Source organism: Kribbella monticola (genome assembly GCF_003261635.1).
Taxonomy (GTDB): Bacteria; Actinomycetota; Actinomycetes; order Propionibacteriales; family Kribbellaceae; genus Kribbella; species Kribbella monticola.
In genome coordinates, this window is the sequence record NZ_QFXK01000030.1 from 295,378 (window position 1) to 310,771 (window position 15,394).

Genomic DNA, 15,394 nt, shown 5'->3' on the forward strand with positions numbered 1-15,394 from the left:
CGGGTCAGTCGGTCAGGGTGCCGGCGGTGAGGTTGGTGATGGTTCCGGTGATGGAGGCGGCTCGGTCCGAGGCCAGGAAGGCGGCGGCTTCGGCTACTTCGGACAGGGTCGGCAAGCGCTTGAGGAGGGTGCTTTGCGCCATGCCGCCGTCCTCGAGCAGTTCCTGGACCGACTGTCCGGCACCTTCCGCGAGTGGCCTGAAGAGGTCCTTGGTGTAGGAACCCGCCGCCGGTCCGTCGACCACAGCATGCGGACGAATGCCGATCACTCGGACGTTGCTGGGCGCCAGCTCGGCCGCCAGCAGGCGCGTGAAGGCTTCCTTGCCGGCCGCGCTCACACCGTGACCCAAGATGCCGCCGACTGCGAGCTTCGAACCTGGCTCGGACAACGTCAGGATGACACCCGGCCGCTCGCCACCCATGTGCCGCGCCACCGCTTTGCTCGTGATGAACAAGCCCTGAAGAAACCCGTCGATCGGCCGCATGAACTCCTCGAGCGACAGGTCCGCGAGCAAGGTGCCCTGATCGTGTATGACGCTGACCGCGTTGAGCGCGATGTCGATACCGCCGACTGCGGCCGCGATTTCATCGGCGTGCTTCTCCACCGCTTGTTGATCGAGTACGTCGACCTGCGCGGTCTCCACTGTTCCGCCCGCGGCGGCGATGTCTTGCGCCACGGCGTCGAGCTTCGCCTGCGTCCGCCCGGCGAGAAAGACCCGCGCGCCTTCCCGAGCGAACACCCGCGCGGTGGCGGCGCCGATCGCCCCTCCCCCGCCGTAGACAACAGCGTTCTTACCGTCCAGCAAGCCAGTCATATCCAGTCCTCCAGAGCACGATCTTCAGCTGCAAATGCAACCATCGGTTGCGCATGACTCTAGAGTCCTAGGAGGTTATACGCAACCTCTGGTTGCATATCAGAGCGATAGCAGGTGGACGATGAGCAGCTAGGAGCGGCGACGTTGGAAAGTGCGTGGGTGTACTAGCGGGTGCGGGCCGCGTGGGCTCGGACTTTGGCTCGGTTGCCGCAGGTGGACATGGAGCACCAGCGGCGGCGGCCTCGGGGGTCCAGGAAGAGCCAGCCGCAGGCGTCGCCGGGGCAGGCTCGGACGTGATCGCGGGACGGACCCGTCAGCAGGTCGGCCGCCAAGAGCGCCAACTGGTCCAGCGGCAGCCCGAGGTCTTCCGGCAGGTCCCAGGCCGCTCGGAAGCCTTCCCCGTCGGCCGGTACGGCGAGGAGCCGCCGGCGGGCGCTCGCTTTGTCGATCACGCGGGAGACCGCGTCGAAGGAGCCGGCGGCTGACGAGTCGGTGAGTACGTCGTACAGGTCGGCGCGAAACTCGATGGCGGCGGCCAGCCGGCGGGCGGCGTCGGTGGGTTTGACGGCTGCCTGCTCGATCAGCCGGAAGACGCCGGCGTCGGAAAGCAGGCCGACGTACCCGCTCCAGATCACCAGCGCCTGGTACGACGTGAGCCATTCGCTCCGGGCGGGCCCTCGGCCGGCCCACTCGGAGCGGGTGTTCAGGAAATCGAGGACCGGGTCGGCGCCGACCGGCCTGGGCAGGACGACGCCCTGCACCAGCTCGAGATGGGACGGCAGCGCTGACATCGGCTCAGCGGGGTGTGGTCGCGGCCGGGGTCGGCACCGGGATGCTCACGTTGCCGTTCTGCGGGATCACCATGAACTGGATCTTGCCCGACTCGATCGCGGATTTCAGCAGGTAGCCCTGTGACCCGAGCAGCGCGACCTGCTGCTTGACCGACTGCAGTTCGACGTTGATCTGCTGGTTCTTCTGCTCCTGCGCCTGCTTGGCGAGCTCGGCACGCTGCTTGGCCTCGAGTCCGTCGATGATGCCCTTGTCCAGCGGCGTCGGCTTCTGGATCGTGAACGACAGCTCGCCGCAGGCGTTGGTGCCGTTGTAGGACGGACCACAGAAGTAGTCGCCGCCGACGGCAGCCGGAAGCAGCTCGGTGAACTTGGTCGCGGCTGCGGTCTGGAACTTCGTCTTGCGGGCTTCGTTGTTGTACAGCTCGTTCCACAGGTAGTCGGTGCCGACAGCGGCCAGCGCCCGGTCGATCTGCGGGCGGAAGTAGGACTGCAGCATCGCGTCCCAGCCTTCCTGGGTGTACGCCTCGGTCTTCAGCCCGATCCGTTCGTGGAACTGCTGGATCACCTTGGGGTCGCGGTTCAGCGTGAAGTAGACCTGCACCCGGATGCCGAGCCGGACGTTGTCCTTGCTGACCACGGTGACCTCGTCGGCGTTGTCGGTGTCCGCACCGGCTCCGCCGATGATGTACGACCGCTGGTCGATCGGGTAGGTGTACAGCTTGTCGCCGGGCCCGATCAGCTTGTTCGTCGAACCCGGCGGGATGATCGACTTGAACTTCTTGTCCTCGATCACGCCGCCGCCGTAGTGCAACCCGATCCGGTTGGCGTCCGTACTGGCGAAGTTGAAGATGCTGAGCAGGATGATCAGCGCGATCACCGCGAGGATCAGACCGCCGACCACCTTCATCTTCACGTTGCCGCCCTTGGCGACCGCGGTCGCGTTCCCCAGCTTTGCCATCAGTGGTCGAGCTCCTTGCCCTCGGTGAGTCGCCGGATGTCGGCGAGCGTCAGGTCGGCGGTGACCGCGACGTCCCGCGGTACCGACGGATGCGAGCTGAGCGTACGCAGGCCCTGCTCGGCAGCCGCGACCGCCTTCTCGAGCCTCCGGACCTCCCGCAGCAACGCCTTGGTCTCGGCGTTGAGTTCGGTCACGGCCTGCTCGGCGACGACGGCCCGGCTGTACGACGACCACACGAACCAGACGGTTCCTACCAGCAACACGATGACGGGCAGACCGAGCTCGAAGACCATGTCTTCATGGGACCACGACAACCCGTTCAGCCGTCGGCGAAAACTCCCTTGAACACCTCGCGGTCGCGACGTAGGTTTCAGGTACACGCGAAGGGAGGTGGTCCAACGCATGAATTGCAATCGGACTCGTGAGGTGGCGGCGGGCTGACCGCCAACCACTAATCAGTGGGCAAGTGGTCGGCCAGTTCAACGCCAGCCACCGGACCCGTGGGCAGTCAGGAAAGTCCGCCTGACCCCGAGCTCGGCCACCCGGTCGTGTCTCCGGAAGCGCTCACGGGTCTTTTTTCATGCCCCGGTACGCCGTACCCCGCGGTCGGTCAGGGCTGGAGGCGGACCAGTTCCCAGGAAGAGTTCGTACGGCGGTAGGCCAGGCGATCGTGCAGGCGGCCGGTGCGGCCCTGCCAGAACTCGAAGGCCTCGGGGCGGATCCGGTAGCCACCCCAGAAGTAGGGCGTGGAGATCTCGGTGCCGTCCGGCCACTGCCGTTCGTACGAGGCGTACTGCGCGTCGAGCTCTTCGCGGCTCGCTACCGGTTGGCTCTGCTGGGATGCCCAGGCACCTAGCTGCGATCCGCGCGGCCGGGTGGCGAAGTACGCGTCGACTTCCTCGGAGGGGAGCTTCTCGGCGACGCCCTCTACCCGGACCTGGCGTTCCATGGCGTGCCAGGGGAACAGCAGAGCGCAGTACGGGTTGGCGGCCAGGTCATCGGCCTTGCGGGACTGCTGGTTGGTGTAGAAGACGAAGCCGCGCTCGTCCAGACCTTTCAGCAGGACGGTCCGCGCCGACGGGCGGCCGCTCGCGTCGGCCGTGGCGATCACCATCGCGTTCGGTTCCGTCAGTCCCGCCTCGGTCGCCTGTGCGAGCCACCGGCCGAACTGCACGATCGGGTCGGCGTCGACCTGACTCTCCAGCAACTCCCCCAGGCCGTACGTCTGCCGCATCTCTGCAAGGTCCACGGCTCCGAGCCTAGATCAGCGCGGCTGCGAACCACCGCGTGGCGGGTAGTCCTGCTGACGTGCGCCCTGCTGGCCTGGGTACTGCGGCGGAAGTTGCTGGCCGGGCTGGTAGTAGCCCGGAGAGCCCGGTAGAGCCTGCGGCGTACTGCGGGCGTCGGTAGCCCAGCGGCGTACGCCCAGCACCAGCAGGATCGCGCCCACGAAGATCACTGAGCCGTCCCACAGGACGTATCCCGTTGGATTCGTACCAGGGATCACGAACAGCTTGGACAGATCGAAGGCCTGGCGGAGCGGCAAGGTGAACACCGCGACGCCCACCGCGGTCAGCAAGCCACCGGCACCGACCAGAGCACCGCCGCTGATCGTGCGGATCGACAGCACCAGACCGACCACCGCTGAGACCGCCAGGATGAGCAGTATCCAGGGAAGACCGTCCGACAGGCTGTTGTCGAACCGTGCGGCTCGCAGAACGTTCAGCTTGATGCCCGCGTAGTTGATCGCGGTGGCGCCACCCCAGGCCAGCACTGCACCGATCAGCAGCCCGAGCACCGGGTTCGGCTTGGTAGTCATGCCGGCGAGCGTAACGGTCGAACCGGTCAGGGATCGCTCCGCGCGGCGAGGCGGCCCTCCTGTGCTTCCTAGGCCCTACCAACAAGTTTATGCTTCCTGGGCGCCTCAATCGACAAGGGAGTCAGCGGCTGATGTCAGATCCGAAAACCGAGGTTCAGCACGGTCTCGAGGGAGTCGTCGCCTTCGACACCCAGATCGCCGAGCCGGACAAGGAGGGCTCCGCGCTGCGCTACCGCGGGGTCGACATCGAGGATCTGGTCGGCCGGGTGCCGTTCGAGAACGTGTGGGGCCTGCTGGTCGACGGCGCGTTCACCCCGGGGCTGCCGCCCGCTGAGCCGTTCCCGCTGCCCGTGCACACCGGTGACATCCGGGTCGACGTCCAGTCGGCACTGGCGATGCTCGCTCCCGCCTGGGGACTGCGGCCGCTCTACGACATCGACGACACGCAGGCGCGCGACGACCTCTCCCGTGCGGCAGTGATGGCCCTCTCGTACGTCGCCCAAGCCGCGCGCGGCATCGGGCAGCCGATGGTCCCGCAGCGCGAGGTGGACAAGGCCACCACCATCACCGAGCGGTTCATGATCCGCTGGCGCGGCGAGCCGGACCCCAAGCACGTCAAGGCTGTCGACGCGTACTGGACGTCCGCTGCCGAGCACGGCATGAACGCCTCCACCTTCACGGCGCGGGTGATCGCGTCCACAGGTGCCGACGTCGCCGCTGCGCTGTCGGGTGCTGTCGGCGCCATGTCCGGCCCACTGCACGGCGGTGCGCCCGCCCGGGTGCTGACGATGATCGAGGGCGTCGAGAAGAGCGGTGACGCGCGTGCGTACGTGAAGGGCCTGCTGGACGCCGGTGAGCGGCTGATGGGCTTCGGTCACCGCGTGTACCGTGCCGAGGACCCGCGCGCCCGTGTACTGCGCCGTACGGCGCAGGAGCTCGATGCGCCGCGCTACGAGGTCGCCGAGGCGCTGGAGAAGGCTGCCCTCGCCGAGCTGCGCGAACGCCGTCCCGACCGGGTGCTGGAGACCAACGTCGAGTTCTGGGCCGCGATCGTGCTCGACTTCGCCGAGGTGCCGCCGCCGATGTTCACCTCCATGTTCACCTGCGCCCGTACGGCGGGTTGGAGCGCGCACGTGCTGGAACAGAAGCGCACCGGGCGGCTGATCCGCCCGTCGGCGATCTACTCCGGCCCGGACACCCGCCCGGCCACCGAGATCGAGGGCTGGAACCCTTCCTGGGCCTGACCGACGCCGAAGGTCGAGGACCTGCTGATGGCCGGCGTACTGCGATCCGAGGCGCGCGACCGGATTCGCGAGCAGCTGGACGAAGTACTGGAGAGCCGGCGTCGGGCGGCGTCGGGTTAGTTGCCCGCGGCCCGGGGTTCCGTACTGCGTGGTCTCGCGGCGCTGGGCGGTCGGCCGGTGCGTTGTTTGTACTGGCGGCTGAAGTAGGGGGCGTCTGCGTAGCCAAGGGCAGCGGCGATCTGGGTGATCGTCATGCTCGTCTCCGTCAGCAACTGGTGAGCTCTGTCGATCCTTGCGTTGATCAGGTACTGCGCGGGCGCCATACCGTTCTGGGCGACGAATCTGCGAGTGAACTGAGCCCGCGACAGCGACGCACGCGCTGCCATCTCACTGACACTCCAGTCGCGCCCGGGATCCTGCCGGATCATCTGGGCGACCTCCTCGATCGCAGTGTCGACACTGCTCGCCGGCGTACCGTGCGCGGCTTCCCAGATCAGGCAGAGGAACTGCTCCAGACAGAGCTCCGCCTGCCGCTCTCCCAACCGATCACCCCGCCGGTACGCCGAATCCGAGCTCCGCGCCAACGCACCCAGCAGCACCCGATCCCGCACCTCCGCCCACCGCGCCTCCGGTACTACGTCCGCCGCGCGCCGTGTCTGTATAGCGGTGGCGCCTGGTCTCCGGCGCGGCGTGAAGTGCATGCCGAACACCAGCAGCCGCCTGCGCGGGTCGTGGTTCGCCGTCGGGGCATCTCCTGGTTTGAAGACGGCGCAGGTGCCTGGGCCCAACGCTGTCGATCGGTTGTCGAGTTCGAGCCGGCCGATGCCGTCGAGCACGCACCACAGCAGGTGGTCCGGCAGCGGACGCGACACCCAGGACCAGCTCGGCTCGCATCGCCAGAACGTGGGTGGCGAGAGTAGCTGCAGGTCCAGTCCCTTGGCGATCGCTGGCTGGTGCGTCAAAACTTCAAGTCCTTGCGTCGAACATCCGTGGCCGATCAGTGCTTGCTCTCAGAGAATTGCCTTGTCCGGTTCTCAGTATGCGCCGCCGGATGGTCACGGTGGATCGAGCACGGGAGATAGGGATGAGCGATTCGTTCAAGGACGAGTTCGACCGTTCGGGGTACACGCTGGTGCGCGGGTTGTTCAGCGTGGACGAGGTCGAGAGGCTCCGCGACCACTACATGGAGTTGCGGAAGCGCGGGTCGTACGCCGGCGACGTCGTCGGTGTCGAGGCGAACAGCCGCGATCCGCTCCGCCGGTACCCGCGGATGGCCCAGATGCATCGCTGGGACGAGCTCTCCCTGCAGTGGCTGATCGACGACCGCCTCGACGACGTGCTGACCGCCTTGCTCGGCAGGTCGCCGTACGCAGTACAGACGATGATCTACTTCAAGCCGCCGGGGTCGCGGGGGCAGGCGCTGCACCAGGACAATTTCTACCTGAAGGCCGAGCCCGGTACGTGCGTGGCGGCGTGGATGGCGCTCGATCGGGTCGACCAGGCGAACGGGTGCCTGGAGGTGGTGCCGGGTAGTCACCGGTGGCCGATCCTGTGCACGGAGAAGGCGGACACCAAGGTGAGCTTCACCGACGTCACCGTGCCGCTGCCGGACGCGGCGGCCGCAGTACCGGTAGAGATGGAGCCCGGCGATGTGCTGTTCTTCCACGGCGCACTGGTGCACGGGAGCGCGCCGAACGTCACCAGCGATCGGTTCCGGCGAGCACTGATCGGTCACTACATCCAGGGCGACGCGGAGCAGGTCGCCGAGTACTACCACCCGGCGCTGCGGATGGACGGCACGCCGCTCACTCTTGAGGTAGCCGAGGGCGGCGGCGCCTGCGGCGAATGGGTCACCACCGACGCCGGCCAGGTCGCCGTCCTCACCGGCGAACAACACCTCACCCGCAAACACGAGTAGCCAACGCCCCGCAGATCGAGCCGTTCGGAGTACGGGCCTGTTACGGGGGTGTGTCGGGGGTGTGGAACACTGGAGTTCGCTGACAGCGTCGTCGGCAAGCATTCAGCCAGACGACGAAGGGAACCGCTGGTGACCAGCGACATCATCATCCCCGCAGAGCTCAAGCCCGCTGACGGCCGCTTCGGCGCCGGTCCCTCCAAGGTGCGCCCGGAAGCTGTGGCGGCGCTGGCGACCGAGGGCGCCAAGCTGCTCGGTACCTCGCACCGGCAGGCGCCGGTGAAGAACCTGGTCGGCCGGGTCCAGCAGGGCGTCGCGGACCTGTTCAACCTGCCGGACGGCTACCAGGTCGTGCTCGGCAACGGTGGTTCGACCGCTTTCTGGGACATCGCGACGTTCGCGCTGATCCGGGAGAAGAGCCAGCACCTGAGCTTCGGCGAGTTCTCCTCCAAGTTCGCCAAGGCCGCGCAGCTCGCGCCGCACCTGGGCGAGCCGAGTGTGATCAAGTCCGACCCGGGCACCCGGCCGGTCGCGATCGCCGAGGCAGGCGTGGATCTGTACGCGTGGCCGCACAACGAGACCTCCACCGGCGTGATGGCGCCGGTCAAGCGCGTCGAAGGCGCCGACGAGGGCGCGCTGGTCGCCATCGACGCGACCTCGGGCGCGGGCGGCCTGCCGGTCGACCTGAACGAGGTCGACGTCTACTACTTCGCACCGCAGAAGTGCTTCGCCGCCGATGGTGGTCTGTGGATCGCGATCCTCTCGCCGGCCGCGCTGGCGCGGGTCGAGGAGATCACCGCGTCCGGCCGGTGGATCCCGGCGTTCCTGGACCTGGCGACCGCGATCGACAACTCCAGCAAGAACCAGACGTACAACACGCCGTCGCTCGCCACCCTGTTCCTGATGGCTGAGCAGACCGACTGGATCAACGGCAACGGCGGTCTGGAGTGGAGCGTCGCGCGCACCACCGACTCCAGCAACCGGCTGTACACCTGGGCGGAGAAGTCGGACTACGCCACGCCGTACGTCACGGACGCCGACGCCCGCTCGCTCGTCATCGGCACGATCGACCTGGACGACTCCATCGACGCCGCCGCGGTCGCGAAGGTACTGCGCGCGAACGGCATCGTGGACACCGAGCCCTACCGCAAGCTCGGCCGCAACCAGCTCCGCGTCGCGATGTTCCCTGCCGTCGACCCCGACGACGTCGAAAAGCTCACCCAAGCCATCGACTACACGGTAGAAAAGCTCCGCTGACCCTCCGCACCCCTCGAGCAGCCGTCCGCCCCTCCAGGCGGACGGCTGCTTGTTTCTGCCGCCAAGCCGGAAAGCCAGCCTGGTAGGTCAGGCGTCCAGCCGGGCTGGTAGGCCAGGCGTCAGCCGGGCTCGGAGTGAGGCCTCGGCTGGGCTGGTACACCAGGCATCAGCCGGGCTCGGAGTGAGGCCTCGGCTGGGCTGGTAGACCAGGCATCAGCCGGGCTCGGACTCAGGCGTCGGCCGGGCTGGTAGGTCAAGCGGCGGGGGTTCGGCGGCGGGGGTGTTGGTCGGGTGGGGCCTGGCCGGTGAGGCGGGCGTTTTCGGCCATCCGGTCGAGGCGCTCGCGGCGGCCCGGAGGGAAGGTGATGATGGTGATGATGAAGGCGAAGAAGGCGGCGCCGATGATGATCCAGCGGAGGTTGTGGCTCTTCTTCGTGGTACCGCTGTCGGCCGCCGAGTTCTTCGCCGTGGGAGTGGCGGTCGGGTTGGCAGCGGCGCCCTTGACCGCGGGCATCGACATCTCGTAGACGGCCGAGCCTTTGCCTTCGCTGCCGACCAGAACCGAGTTGTCGTCCGCGTCCGGACCGACCGCGACCGACTCGCCCTGAGCGAGCGGGGTGGCCGCGCGACCGACGACCTTGGGCACCTCGCCCCAGTTGACCCGGGCGATGTCGACGTAGCTTCGCAGGACGACGGTGTTGCCCTCGGGCATGAAGGTGCCGTCCGTGACCCCGGCCGGCGCGTCGGCCATCTTGGTCAGCTCGTTCGTACCTTCGCGCGACGCCGTCTCCGGAGCGGCATAGAAACCGCCCAGACCTTTCGCGACCTTGGTCACGAAGAACATCTGCCGGCTGTCCGGGTGGATCAGCAGCGTCTCCGCGTCGTGGGCGCCGTCGGGGTACTTGAAGTCGTACCGGTGGAACTTCACGTTCGTGGCGTCCTCGAGCTTGTCCGGCTCCGGGATCGTGTAGACCTCGATCATGTCCCGGGTGGACTTGTTGTCACCGATGTCCGCGATGTAGATCGTGCCCTCGCGGTCGACCGCGATCGCCTCGACGTCCTTCACCGGAGCCTTGAAGCTGAGCTCGGCCTTGACCTTGCCGGCCGCGTTGATGCCGAACACCCGCGCGGTGTCGCCGGAGTCGTTCACCGTCCACCAGATCCCCACGTACCGCTGGCTTTTCGCCAGCCCCGAGGACTCGTCGATCCGCTCGTCGCGGATCGTGAACAGCTTCTTCGGCGCCGGCGGCGGATCCGCCCGCGGCACCTGCCCGGCAGCCGCCACCTGCCCGGCAGCCGCCACCTGCCCCGCGGCAGCCACCTGCTGCGCGGTTGCCTGCTGCAGAGTCGCCTGTTGCAGAGTTGCGTGGGGTGGGGTGGTTTGCTGGAGTGCCGTGGCCGAACCGGCGGGTACCGCGGCCCCTGCCAGGCTCAGCAGGGTCACGGCGGTCACGGTCAGGGCGTTTCGCAGCAAGCTCAGAACACCGCCTCGCGGTTGAGATCCAGGACCAGCTCCGCCAGCCGTGGCTTGACCTGCCACTCCCCGGCCAGCGCTTCGTACTCCGCCCGGACCTCGGGCCCTGCCGGCGCGCCCGTCCGGGCAGCCCGCAGCAACAGATTGCGCGGCGTGTGTTCACTGTCCACGAACTGCACCACCTCTACCCGGTAACCGACCTGTCGCAACACGGCTGCTCGCAGCGTATCCGTCAGCACGTCAGCGAACCGCTCACGAACGATGCCATACCTGGTGAGAAGTCCGTAAGGCGCCGGTGGTTCGACGTTCTTGAGCTGCTTCTGGATGTCGTGGTGGCAGCAAGGTGCCGCGAGCACCAGCGGCGCCTGCCAGCCGACCGCCCGGGCCAGCGCGTCGTCGGTGGCGGTGTCGCATGCGTGTAACGCCAGGACCACGTCCGGCGGCGTGTCCAGCTCGGCATCGGCAATGGTCGCGTCGACGAACCGCAGGTGATCCTGCCAGCCCAGCGCCTCGACCCGCTTGGTGTTCCGCGCGCGGGCCGCGGGGGTGCGGTCGATCCCGGTCATCCGTACGTCGTGGCCCGCGGCGGTCAGCAGGTGGTACGCCGCGAGTGTGAGGTACGCGTTTCCGCAGCCGAGGTCGACCACGTGGAGCGGCCGGCCGGCCGGAATCCGCCCGGCAGCCAGCGCCTCGTCCACCGCGGGCGCCAGCAGCTTGCAGAACTCGTCGATCTGCTTGTACTTCGACTGGCGCGACGGCTTGACCCGGCCGAGGTGGTCGCTGATACCTAGCTCGATCAGGAAGGGTGCGGCCGGATCGAGGGCACGCCGCTTGACCCGGTCGTGCTCGGTCTTCTGCTCGTGGCTCTCGCCCTGCCGATGCAGCAGCGACTTGCCCTTCTTGGTGTAGCGCAGCCGAAGGGTCTCGTCGGTCGTCTCGACATGCCAGTTCCCGTACGGCGCGGCGAGGAGGCTGTCCACCGACTCGGCTGCCGGCGGTCCGGCCAGTGCGTTCCGGGTGTGTGCCTGGCGCTCGTCGAACTCGGTGATCTGCAGGTGGCGGACTCCCTTGAGGTCGACGTACCGCACCTCGACCCGCTGGTACTGCGGGGCGTCCGCTCCCCGGCGCCGGCCGGATCCGATCGCGCGGACCAGCGTCTGCGGTGCCAGCAGCGCGCCACGGATCACGTCCTGTGGCCCGGACTCGTCGTCCGGCTCGTCGATGGGCCCACCCGGACCCGACTCTGCCTGCATCGCGCCATTGTCGCTGACCGCTCCAGCCGATCACAAAACGGTCTCGCCCCTCGCCGTCAAGAGCCCGCGCCGCAACACCCCGCAACTTGCTCCCCCACCTGGACGTCAACCCACCCGCACCTCCCCACAACCGGCCCCACCAGCTCAGGATCAGGGGACTCGCAGGGTCCTCCGGCGGGATGCTCCGGTTGGTCCAGCGTGGTCGGCGGGGTCGCCGCTCACCGGTGGGCAGGTCACCGTCCTCGGATTGCCGTCGATCAGCGGGTTTGGGTGGTGGGGTGGTCATTTGAGTCTTTCGTCGTCGGCCAGGAGGCCGAGGCTGCGTAGGCGGGCTTCGATTCCGCCTGGTTGGCGGCCGAGTTCCTTGACCAGCACGTCGAGGCCGACGCCGTCGCGGTACAGCTCCGCGAGGCGCTCCTCCTCTTCCTGACTCCAGCTCCGGTAAGCGTTCGGGAAGGTCTTCCGGGCCTCCTCGATCCGGCGGCCCATCGATCGCGAGCCCAGGATCTCCAGCGACCGGATCCGCAGCTGGCGGTGCCGGCCGACCTCCTCGCCGTCGCGCCAGAACACCACCACGCCCTCGTCGAACGTCATCAGGTCCGCCGGAACATCGCAGTAGTCCGTGTCCTCCAGCATCACCCGCACCATGTCTGCTCCTTCTCTCCAGCGACCGCCCCGGCCCGACCGGCCGACGCATTCCCGCTCACCGAAGAAGATGCCGCGAACCCCCGCCCGCTCACCGACAACTTCCGCGCCTGTGGACAACCGGCCTCACCCAGAACACCCAGAGGCACAGATCGCAAAATCAGTTTGCAAAATCTCTTTGCAAACCGTTTTTGCAGTTCTAGACTCATCGTCATGAGTGAAGAAGCCGACCCCGCCACCCCGTCCAAGACAGTTGAGTTGGACGCGCAGTTGCTGCGCGCGTTGGCGCATCCGATGCGGAACCGAATGCTCGGGTTGCTGCGGGTGCACGGGCCGGCCACGGCAACCACGCTCGCCGAGCGGCTAGGGGTGAACACCGGCGCGACCAGTTATCACCTGCGCCAGTTGGCCGAGGCCGGGCTGGTCGTCGAGGACGACAGCCGCGGTAACGCCCGGGACCGGTGGTGGAAGTCCGCACACCAGGGGACGGCGTTCGACACCGGCAAGCTGCTCGACGAGGAGCCGGAGCTGACTCTCGGCTTCCTGCACGGCGTCGGCCAGATCTACGCGGAGAACATGTTCCAGGCCATCGACAGCCTGCAGACCATGGCCCCGGAGTGGCGGGAGGCCGCACTGATCTCGGACTACCTCTTCCGTCTCTCCGCCGCCGAGACGCACCAGATGATGCAAGAGGTGCTGGCCGTGCTGAAGAAGTACCGCACCGAGGACCTGACCACACCGATCCCCGAGGGCGCCAAGCAGGTCACCGTCCAGATCCAGGCCTACCCCCGGGAAACCCGATGAGCACGCTCACGACGCCACAGAGAGCCGACCAGCCCAACGCGACCACCAGTACGCCGTACAGGGCGCCTCTGATCGCCTTCCTGGTCGCGAACGTGGTGTCGCTGTGCGGCACCCGGGTGAGCGCGATTGCGATCCCGTGGTTCGTCCTGGTCAGCACCGGGTCGCCGATGAAGACCGGACTGGTCGCCTTCGTCGAGATGACTCCACTGGTGCTCTGCAAGGCGTTCGGCGGCCCACTGATCGACCGCATCGGCGGACGCCGGATCAGCGTCACCGCCGATGTCGCCAGCGCAGGTGTAGTCGCGCTGATCCCACTCCTGCACACCCTGCACCTGCTCTCGTTTCCCGCACTGCTCGCCATCGTGGCCGTCGCTGGAGCACTGCGCGGACCAGGCGACGCAGCGAAGGGCACGCTCGTCCCCGACATCGCAGCCGCCGCCAAGGTGCCGCTGGAGCGCGTGACCGGACTCGAAAGCACAACAGAGCGCCTGGCCGGGTTCATCGCGTACGGCGTAGCGGGTGGGCTCATCACTCTCGTCGGCACCGTCAACGCACTCTGGGTGGACGCCATCTCCTTCGCTGTCTGTGCAGCGCTGATCAGGACCTGGGTGCCCCGACCGACCGTCGAGACCAGTACGCCGACAGCTGTCGCCGAGGGCAGCTACTTCGCCCAACTGAAGGAAGGCTGGCAGTTTCTCCGCAGAGACAAGTTGATGATGCCGCTGGTCCTCATGATCGCGGTCACCAACCTGTTGGACGCGGCAATCGGCGCTGTACTGCTACCGGTCTGGATCAAGGACCACGGCTTCGGTCCCGGGCACACCAGCGTCATCCTGTTGTCGTTCGGCATCACCGCCACGTTGTTCGCCCTGCTCGCGTCGGCGATCGGCGACAAGATTCCCCGCAAGGTGGTGTTCACGCTCGCGTTCCTGATCTGTGGTGCACCCCGGTTCGTACTGCTGGCCTTCGACGCGCCCGTGTGGTCCGTGATGCTTGTCTACGCCATCGGTGGCGTCGGTGCCGGCTTCATCAACCCGGTGCTGGGCGCGCTCTTCCTGGAACGAACCCCGCGGCACATGCTCGGCCGCGTCGGTTCGCTGACCAACGCCATCGCCTGGACCGGCGTACCGCTCGGTGGCGTCGTTGCCGGCGCGGCGATCGCAGGCATCGGCCTGGTGCCCGCACTGCTCGCCGCAGGCTGCCTGTACTTCGTGGCGACCACAGCACCGGTCTTGATCGGCCGCACCGAGAACTGGGGCGGCCGCGCGACTAAGCGGGATCGCCGGGGTCCACAGGGAACGGCGGAGCGTCCGGATCCGGTGGCAGCCCCCACATCCTCGGACTAGCCGAAACAGCGGGCCCCTGGCGCAGCCGGTTGCGTTCGGCACCGAGCAGGCCCAGCAGTACGAGGTCCAGCGTCATCCCGCCGACCGCTGCGAACTGCGTCCCGGCGAACTGGAACACCTGAGTCACCAACAGCGACACCAGCACGGCCAGCTCGAACAGCCGTACTGCGCGCACCCGGTCCCCACGCCGGAACCGCAACCCGCCCCGGAGGGTGAATGTGGCCGACAGCAAGCTCCCTGCCGCCACTCCGAGCACGGGGAGATCCGTCAGCAGCCGTCCGTCGTCGAACCGGATCCCGGCCGCAATAGCCGGCGCACCGAGCGCCTGTATCACCAGTACTGCGATCGCCACCGGCGGCGCGTAAGGATGAGTCGCGAGCCGTTCGAAGCCCCGCTGGACGGCACGCCAGGCAGCGTCGACCGGAGCGGCGAGCTCCACCTCGTCGGGAGGGCAGGCGAGCAGCAGCGCGCGCGTCTCGGCCCAGCCCTGGAGCTGAGGATCCACCCGGTTGAGCTGTTCCGTCGCCTGCGCGCTCCGGAGCTTGGACAGTCCGCCGGAGACTCCTTCGACGGCATGGTCGACGACGTTGGCCAACTGCTCCTTCGGGTCGATCGGCCGTCGGTTGGTGACGAACCTCGAAGCCAGCACGATCAGTACGAACACGACGTACACAATCGCCGCGGTCGGTTGGTAGAAGTAGTTGTTGTCCGAGGTGATGAACTTGCCCACCTCGTCGATGAACAGGCCGAAGCCGACGCCACCGACGAGCGCGGCAGCGGGCCGCACCACCGGACCGACGTACGCGAGCAGCAGGAAGATCGCCAGCAGCATCAGCAAGCCACCAGGCAGTACGTGGGCGATGTGCAGGCCCTTGCCGCCGATCTGCGGATAGCCACTGAGGCCCAGGATCAACCGGGTGATCAGCACGGTCGAGACACCGGAGACGACGAACGTGGTCAGATGCTCCGCGGTCCGTACATTGCGGACCAGTCCCGCCCGCATCAGGTACGGCGAGCGCGCGCCCGTGGTGGTCATGGCGCAGAACGTTAGCTGGCGCGGAGCCGGGCGGTCAC

Annotated in this window: 16 protein-coding genes; 5 read left to right on the forward strand and 11 right to left on the reverse strand. The window is 67.7% G+C overall.

The window, feature by feature from the left end:
- Nucleotides 1–4 precede the first annotated feature (4 nt).
- From DIZ26_RS17780 to DIZ26_RS17805, 6 genes are all read right to left on the reverse strand, one after another.
- The gene (locus tag DIZ26_RS17780) at nt 5–814 is read right to left on the reverse strand and encodes an SDR family NAD(P)-dependent oxidoreductase (protein WP_112242686.1); all 810 of its coding nucleotides are present in this window, start codon (nt 812–814) and stop codon (nt 5–7) included.
- A 164-nt stretch (nt 815–978) separates the two neighbouring features.
- Nucleotides 979–1,605, reverse strand: a complete 627-nt coding sequence (locus tag DIZ26_RS17785) for a CGNR zinc finger domain-containing protein (protein ID WP_112242688.1) — start codon at nt 1,603–1,605, stop codon at nt 979–981.
- A 4-nt stretch (nt 1,606–1,609) separates the two neighbouring features.
- Nucleotides 1,610–2,563 carry an SPFH domain-containing protein gene (locus DIZ26_RS17790; RefSeq protein WP_112242690.1) on the reverse strand — a complete coding sequence of 318 codons (954 nt, stop codon included), beginning with the start codon at nt 2,561–2,563 and terminating at the stop codon, nt 1,610–1,612.
- Nucleotides 2,563–2,856, reverse strand: coding sequence for a hypothetical protein (locus tag DIZ26_RS17795; RefSeq protein ID WP_112242692.1), 294 nt, complete (start codon nt 2,854–2,856; stop codon nt 2,563–2,565). Before DIZ26_RS17795 ends, DIZ26_RS17790 begins: the two co-directional genes overlap by 1 nt.
- Nucleotides 2,857–3,173: 317 nt before the next feature.
- A complete protein-coding gene (gene pdxH, locus DIZ26_RS17800) occupies nt 3,174–3,797 on the reverse strand; it encodes a pyridoxamine 5'-phosphate oxidase (protein WP_112242694.1) in 624 nt (207 codons plus the stop codon).
- Nucleotides 3,798–3,827: 30 nt separating this feature from the next.
- Entirely contained in the window at nt 3,828–4,382 is a 555-nt protein-coding gene (locus DIZ26_RS17805) for a hypothetical protein (RefSeq protein ID WP_112242696.1), read from the reverse strand.
- A gap of 131 nt (nt 4,383–4,513) precedes the next feature.
- Here DIZ26_RS17805 and DIZ26_RS17810 point away from each other — a divergent pair, with 131 nt between their 5' ends.
- Nucleotides 4,514–5,626 (forward strand): citrate synthase 2, encoded by a 1,113-nt coding sequence (locus tag DIZ26_RS17810; protein ID WP_112242698.1) that lies wholly within the window; start codon nt 4,514–4,516, stop codon nt 5,624–5,626.
- 116 nt (nt 5,627–5,742) lie between these two features.
- On the opposite strand, the gene DIZ26_RS17815 is transcribed toward DIZ26_RS17810, so the two are convergent.
- Nucleotides 5,743–6,588 carry a helix-turn-helix domain-containing protein gene (locus tag DIZ26_RS17815; protein ID WP_112242700.1) on the reverse strand — a complete coding sequence of 282 codons (846 nt, stop codon included), beginning with the start codon at nt 6,586–6,588 and terminating at the stop codon, nt 5,743–5,745.
- Nucleotides 6,589–6,710: 122 nt separating this feature from the next.
- Here DIZ26_RS17815 and DIZ26_RS17820 point away from each other — a divergent pair, with 122 nt between their 5' ends.
- Entirely contained in the window at nt 6,711–7,544 is an 834-nt protein-coding gene (locus DIZ26_RS17820; RefSeq protein ID WP_112242702.1) for a phytanoyl-CoA dioxygenase family protein, read from the forward strand.
- Nucleotides 7,545–7,673: 129 nt separating this feature from the next.
- Nucleotides 7,674–8,798, forward strand: coding sequence for a phosphoserine transaminase (gene serC / locus DIZ26_RS17825; protein ID WP_112242704.1), 1,125 nt, complete (start codon nt 7,674–7,676; stop codon nt 8,796–8,798).
- Between the two features lie 253 nt (nt 8,799–9,051).
- Here serC and DIZ26_RS17830 read toward each other — a convergent pair whose 3' ends face one another.
- The 3 genes from DIZ26_RS17830 to DIZ26_RS17840 all read right to left on the reverse strand — a co-directional run bounded on the left by DIZ26_RS17830 (nt 9,052) and on the right by DIZ26_RS17840 (nt 12,173).
- A complete protein-coding gene (locus DIZ26_RS17830) occupies nt 9,052–10,242 on the reverse strand; it encodes a hypothetical protein (RefSeq protein WP_198676148.1) in 1,191 nt (396 codons plus the stop codon).
- A 32-nt stretch (nt 10,243–10,274) separates the two neighbouring features.
- Nucleotides 10,275–11,525 carry a class I SAM-dependent methyltransferase gene (locus tag DIZ26_RS17835; protein ID WP_112242706.1) on the reverse strand — a complete coding sequence of 417 codons (1,251 nt, stop codon included), beginning with the start codon at nt 11,523–11,525 and terminating at the stop codon, nt 10,275–10,277.
- A gap of 282 nt (nt 11,526–11,807) precedes the next feature.
- Entirely contained in the window at nt 11,808–12,173 is a 366-nt protein-coding gene (locus DIZ26_RS17840; protein WP_112242708.1) for a hypothetical protein, read from the reverse strand.
- A gap of 210 nt (nt 12,174–12,383) precedes the next feature.
- Between DIZ26_RS17840 and DIZ26_RS17845 the strand changes: the two genes are divergently transcribed.
- Both DIZ26_RS17845 and DIZ26_RS17850 read left to right on the forward strand, forming a co-directional pair.
- Nucleotides 12,384–12,974: a helix-turn-helix domain-containing protein gene (locus DIZ26_RS17845; RefSeq protein ID WP_112242710.1), complete on the forward strand. Its 591-nt coding sequence runs from the start codon at nt 12,384–12,386 to the stop codon at nt 12,972–12,974.
- Entirely contained in the window at nt 12,971–14,320 is a 1,350-nt protein-coding gene (locus tag DIZ26_RS17850; protein WP_112242711.1) for an MFS transporter, read from the forward strand. Before DIZ26_RS17845 ends, DIZ26_RS17850 begins: the two co-directional genes overlap by 4 nt.
- On the opposite strand, the gene DIZ26_RS17855 is transcribed toward DIZ26_RS17850, so the two are convergent.
- Nucleotides 14,244–15,356 (reverse strand): hypothetical protein, encoded by a 1,113-nt coding sequence (locus DIZ26_RS17855; protein ID WP_232828422.1) that lies wholly within the window; start codon nt 15,354–15,356, stop codon nt 14,244–14,246. The two genes, DIZ26_RS17850 and DIZ26_RS17855, sit on opposite strands and share 77 nt — an antisense overlap.
- Nucleotides 15,357–15,394 lie beyond the last annotated feature (38 nt).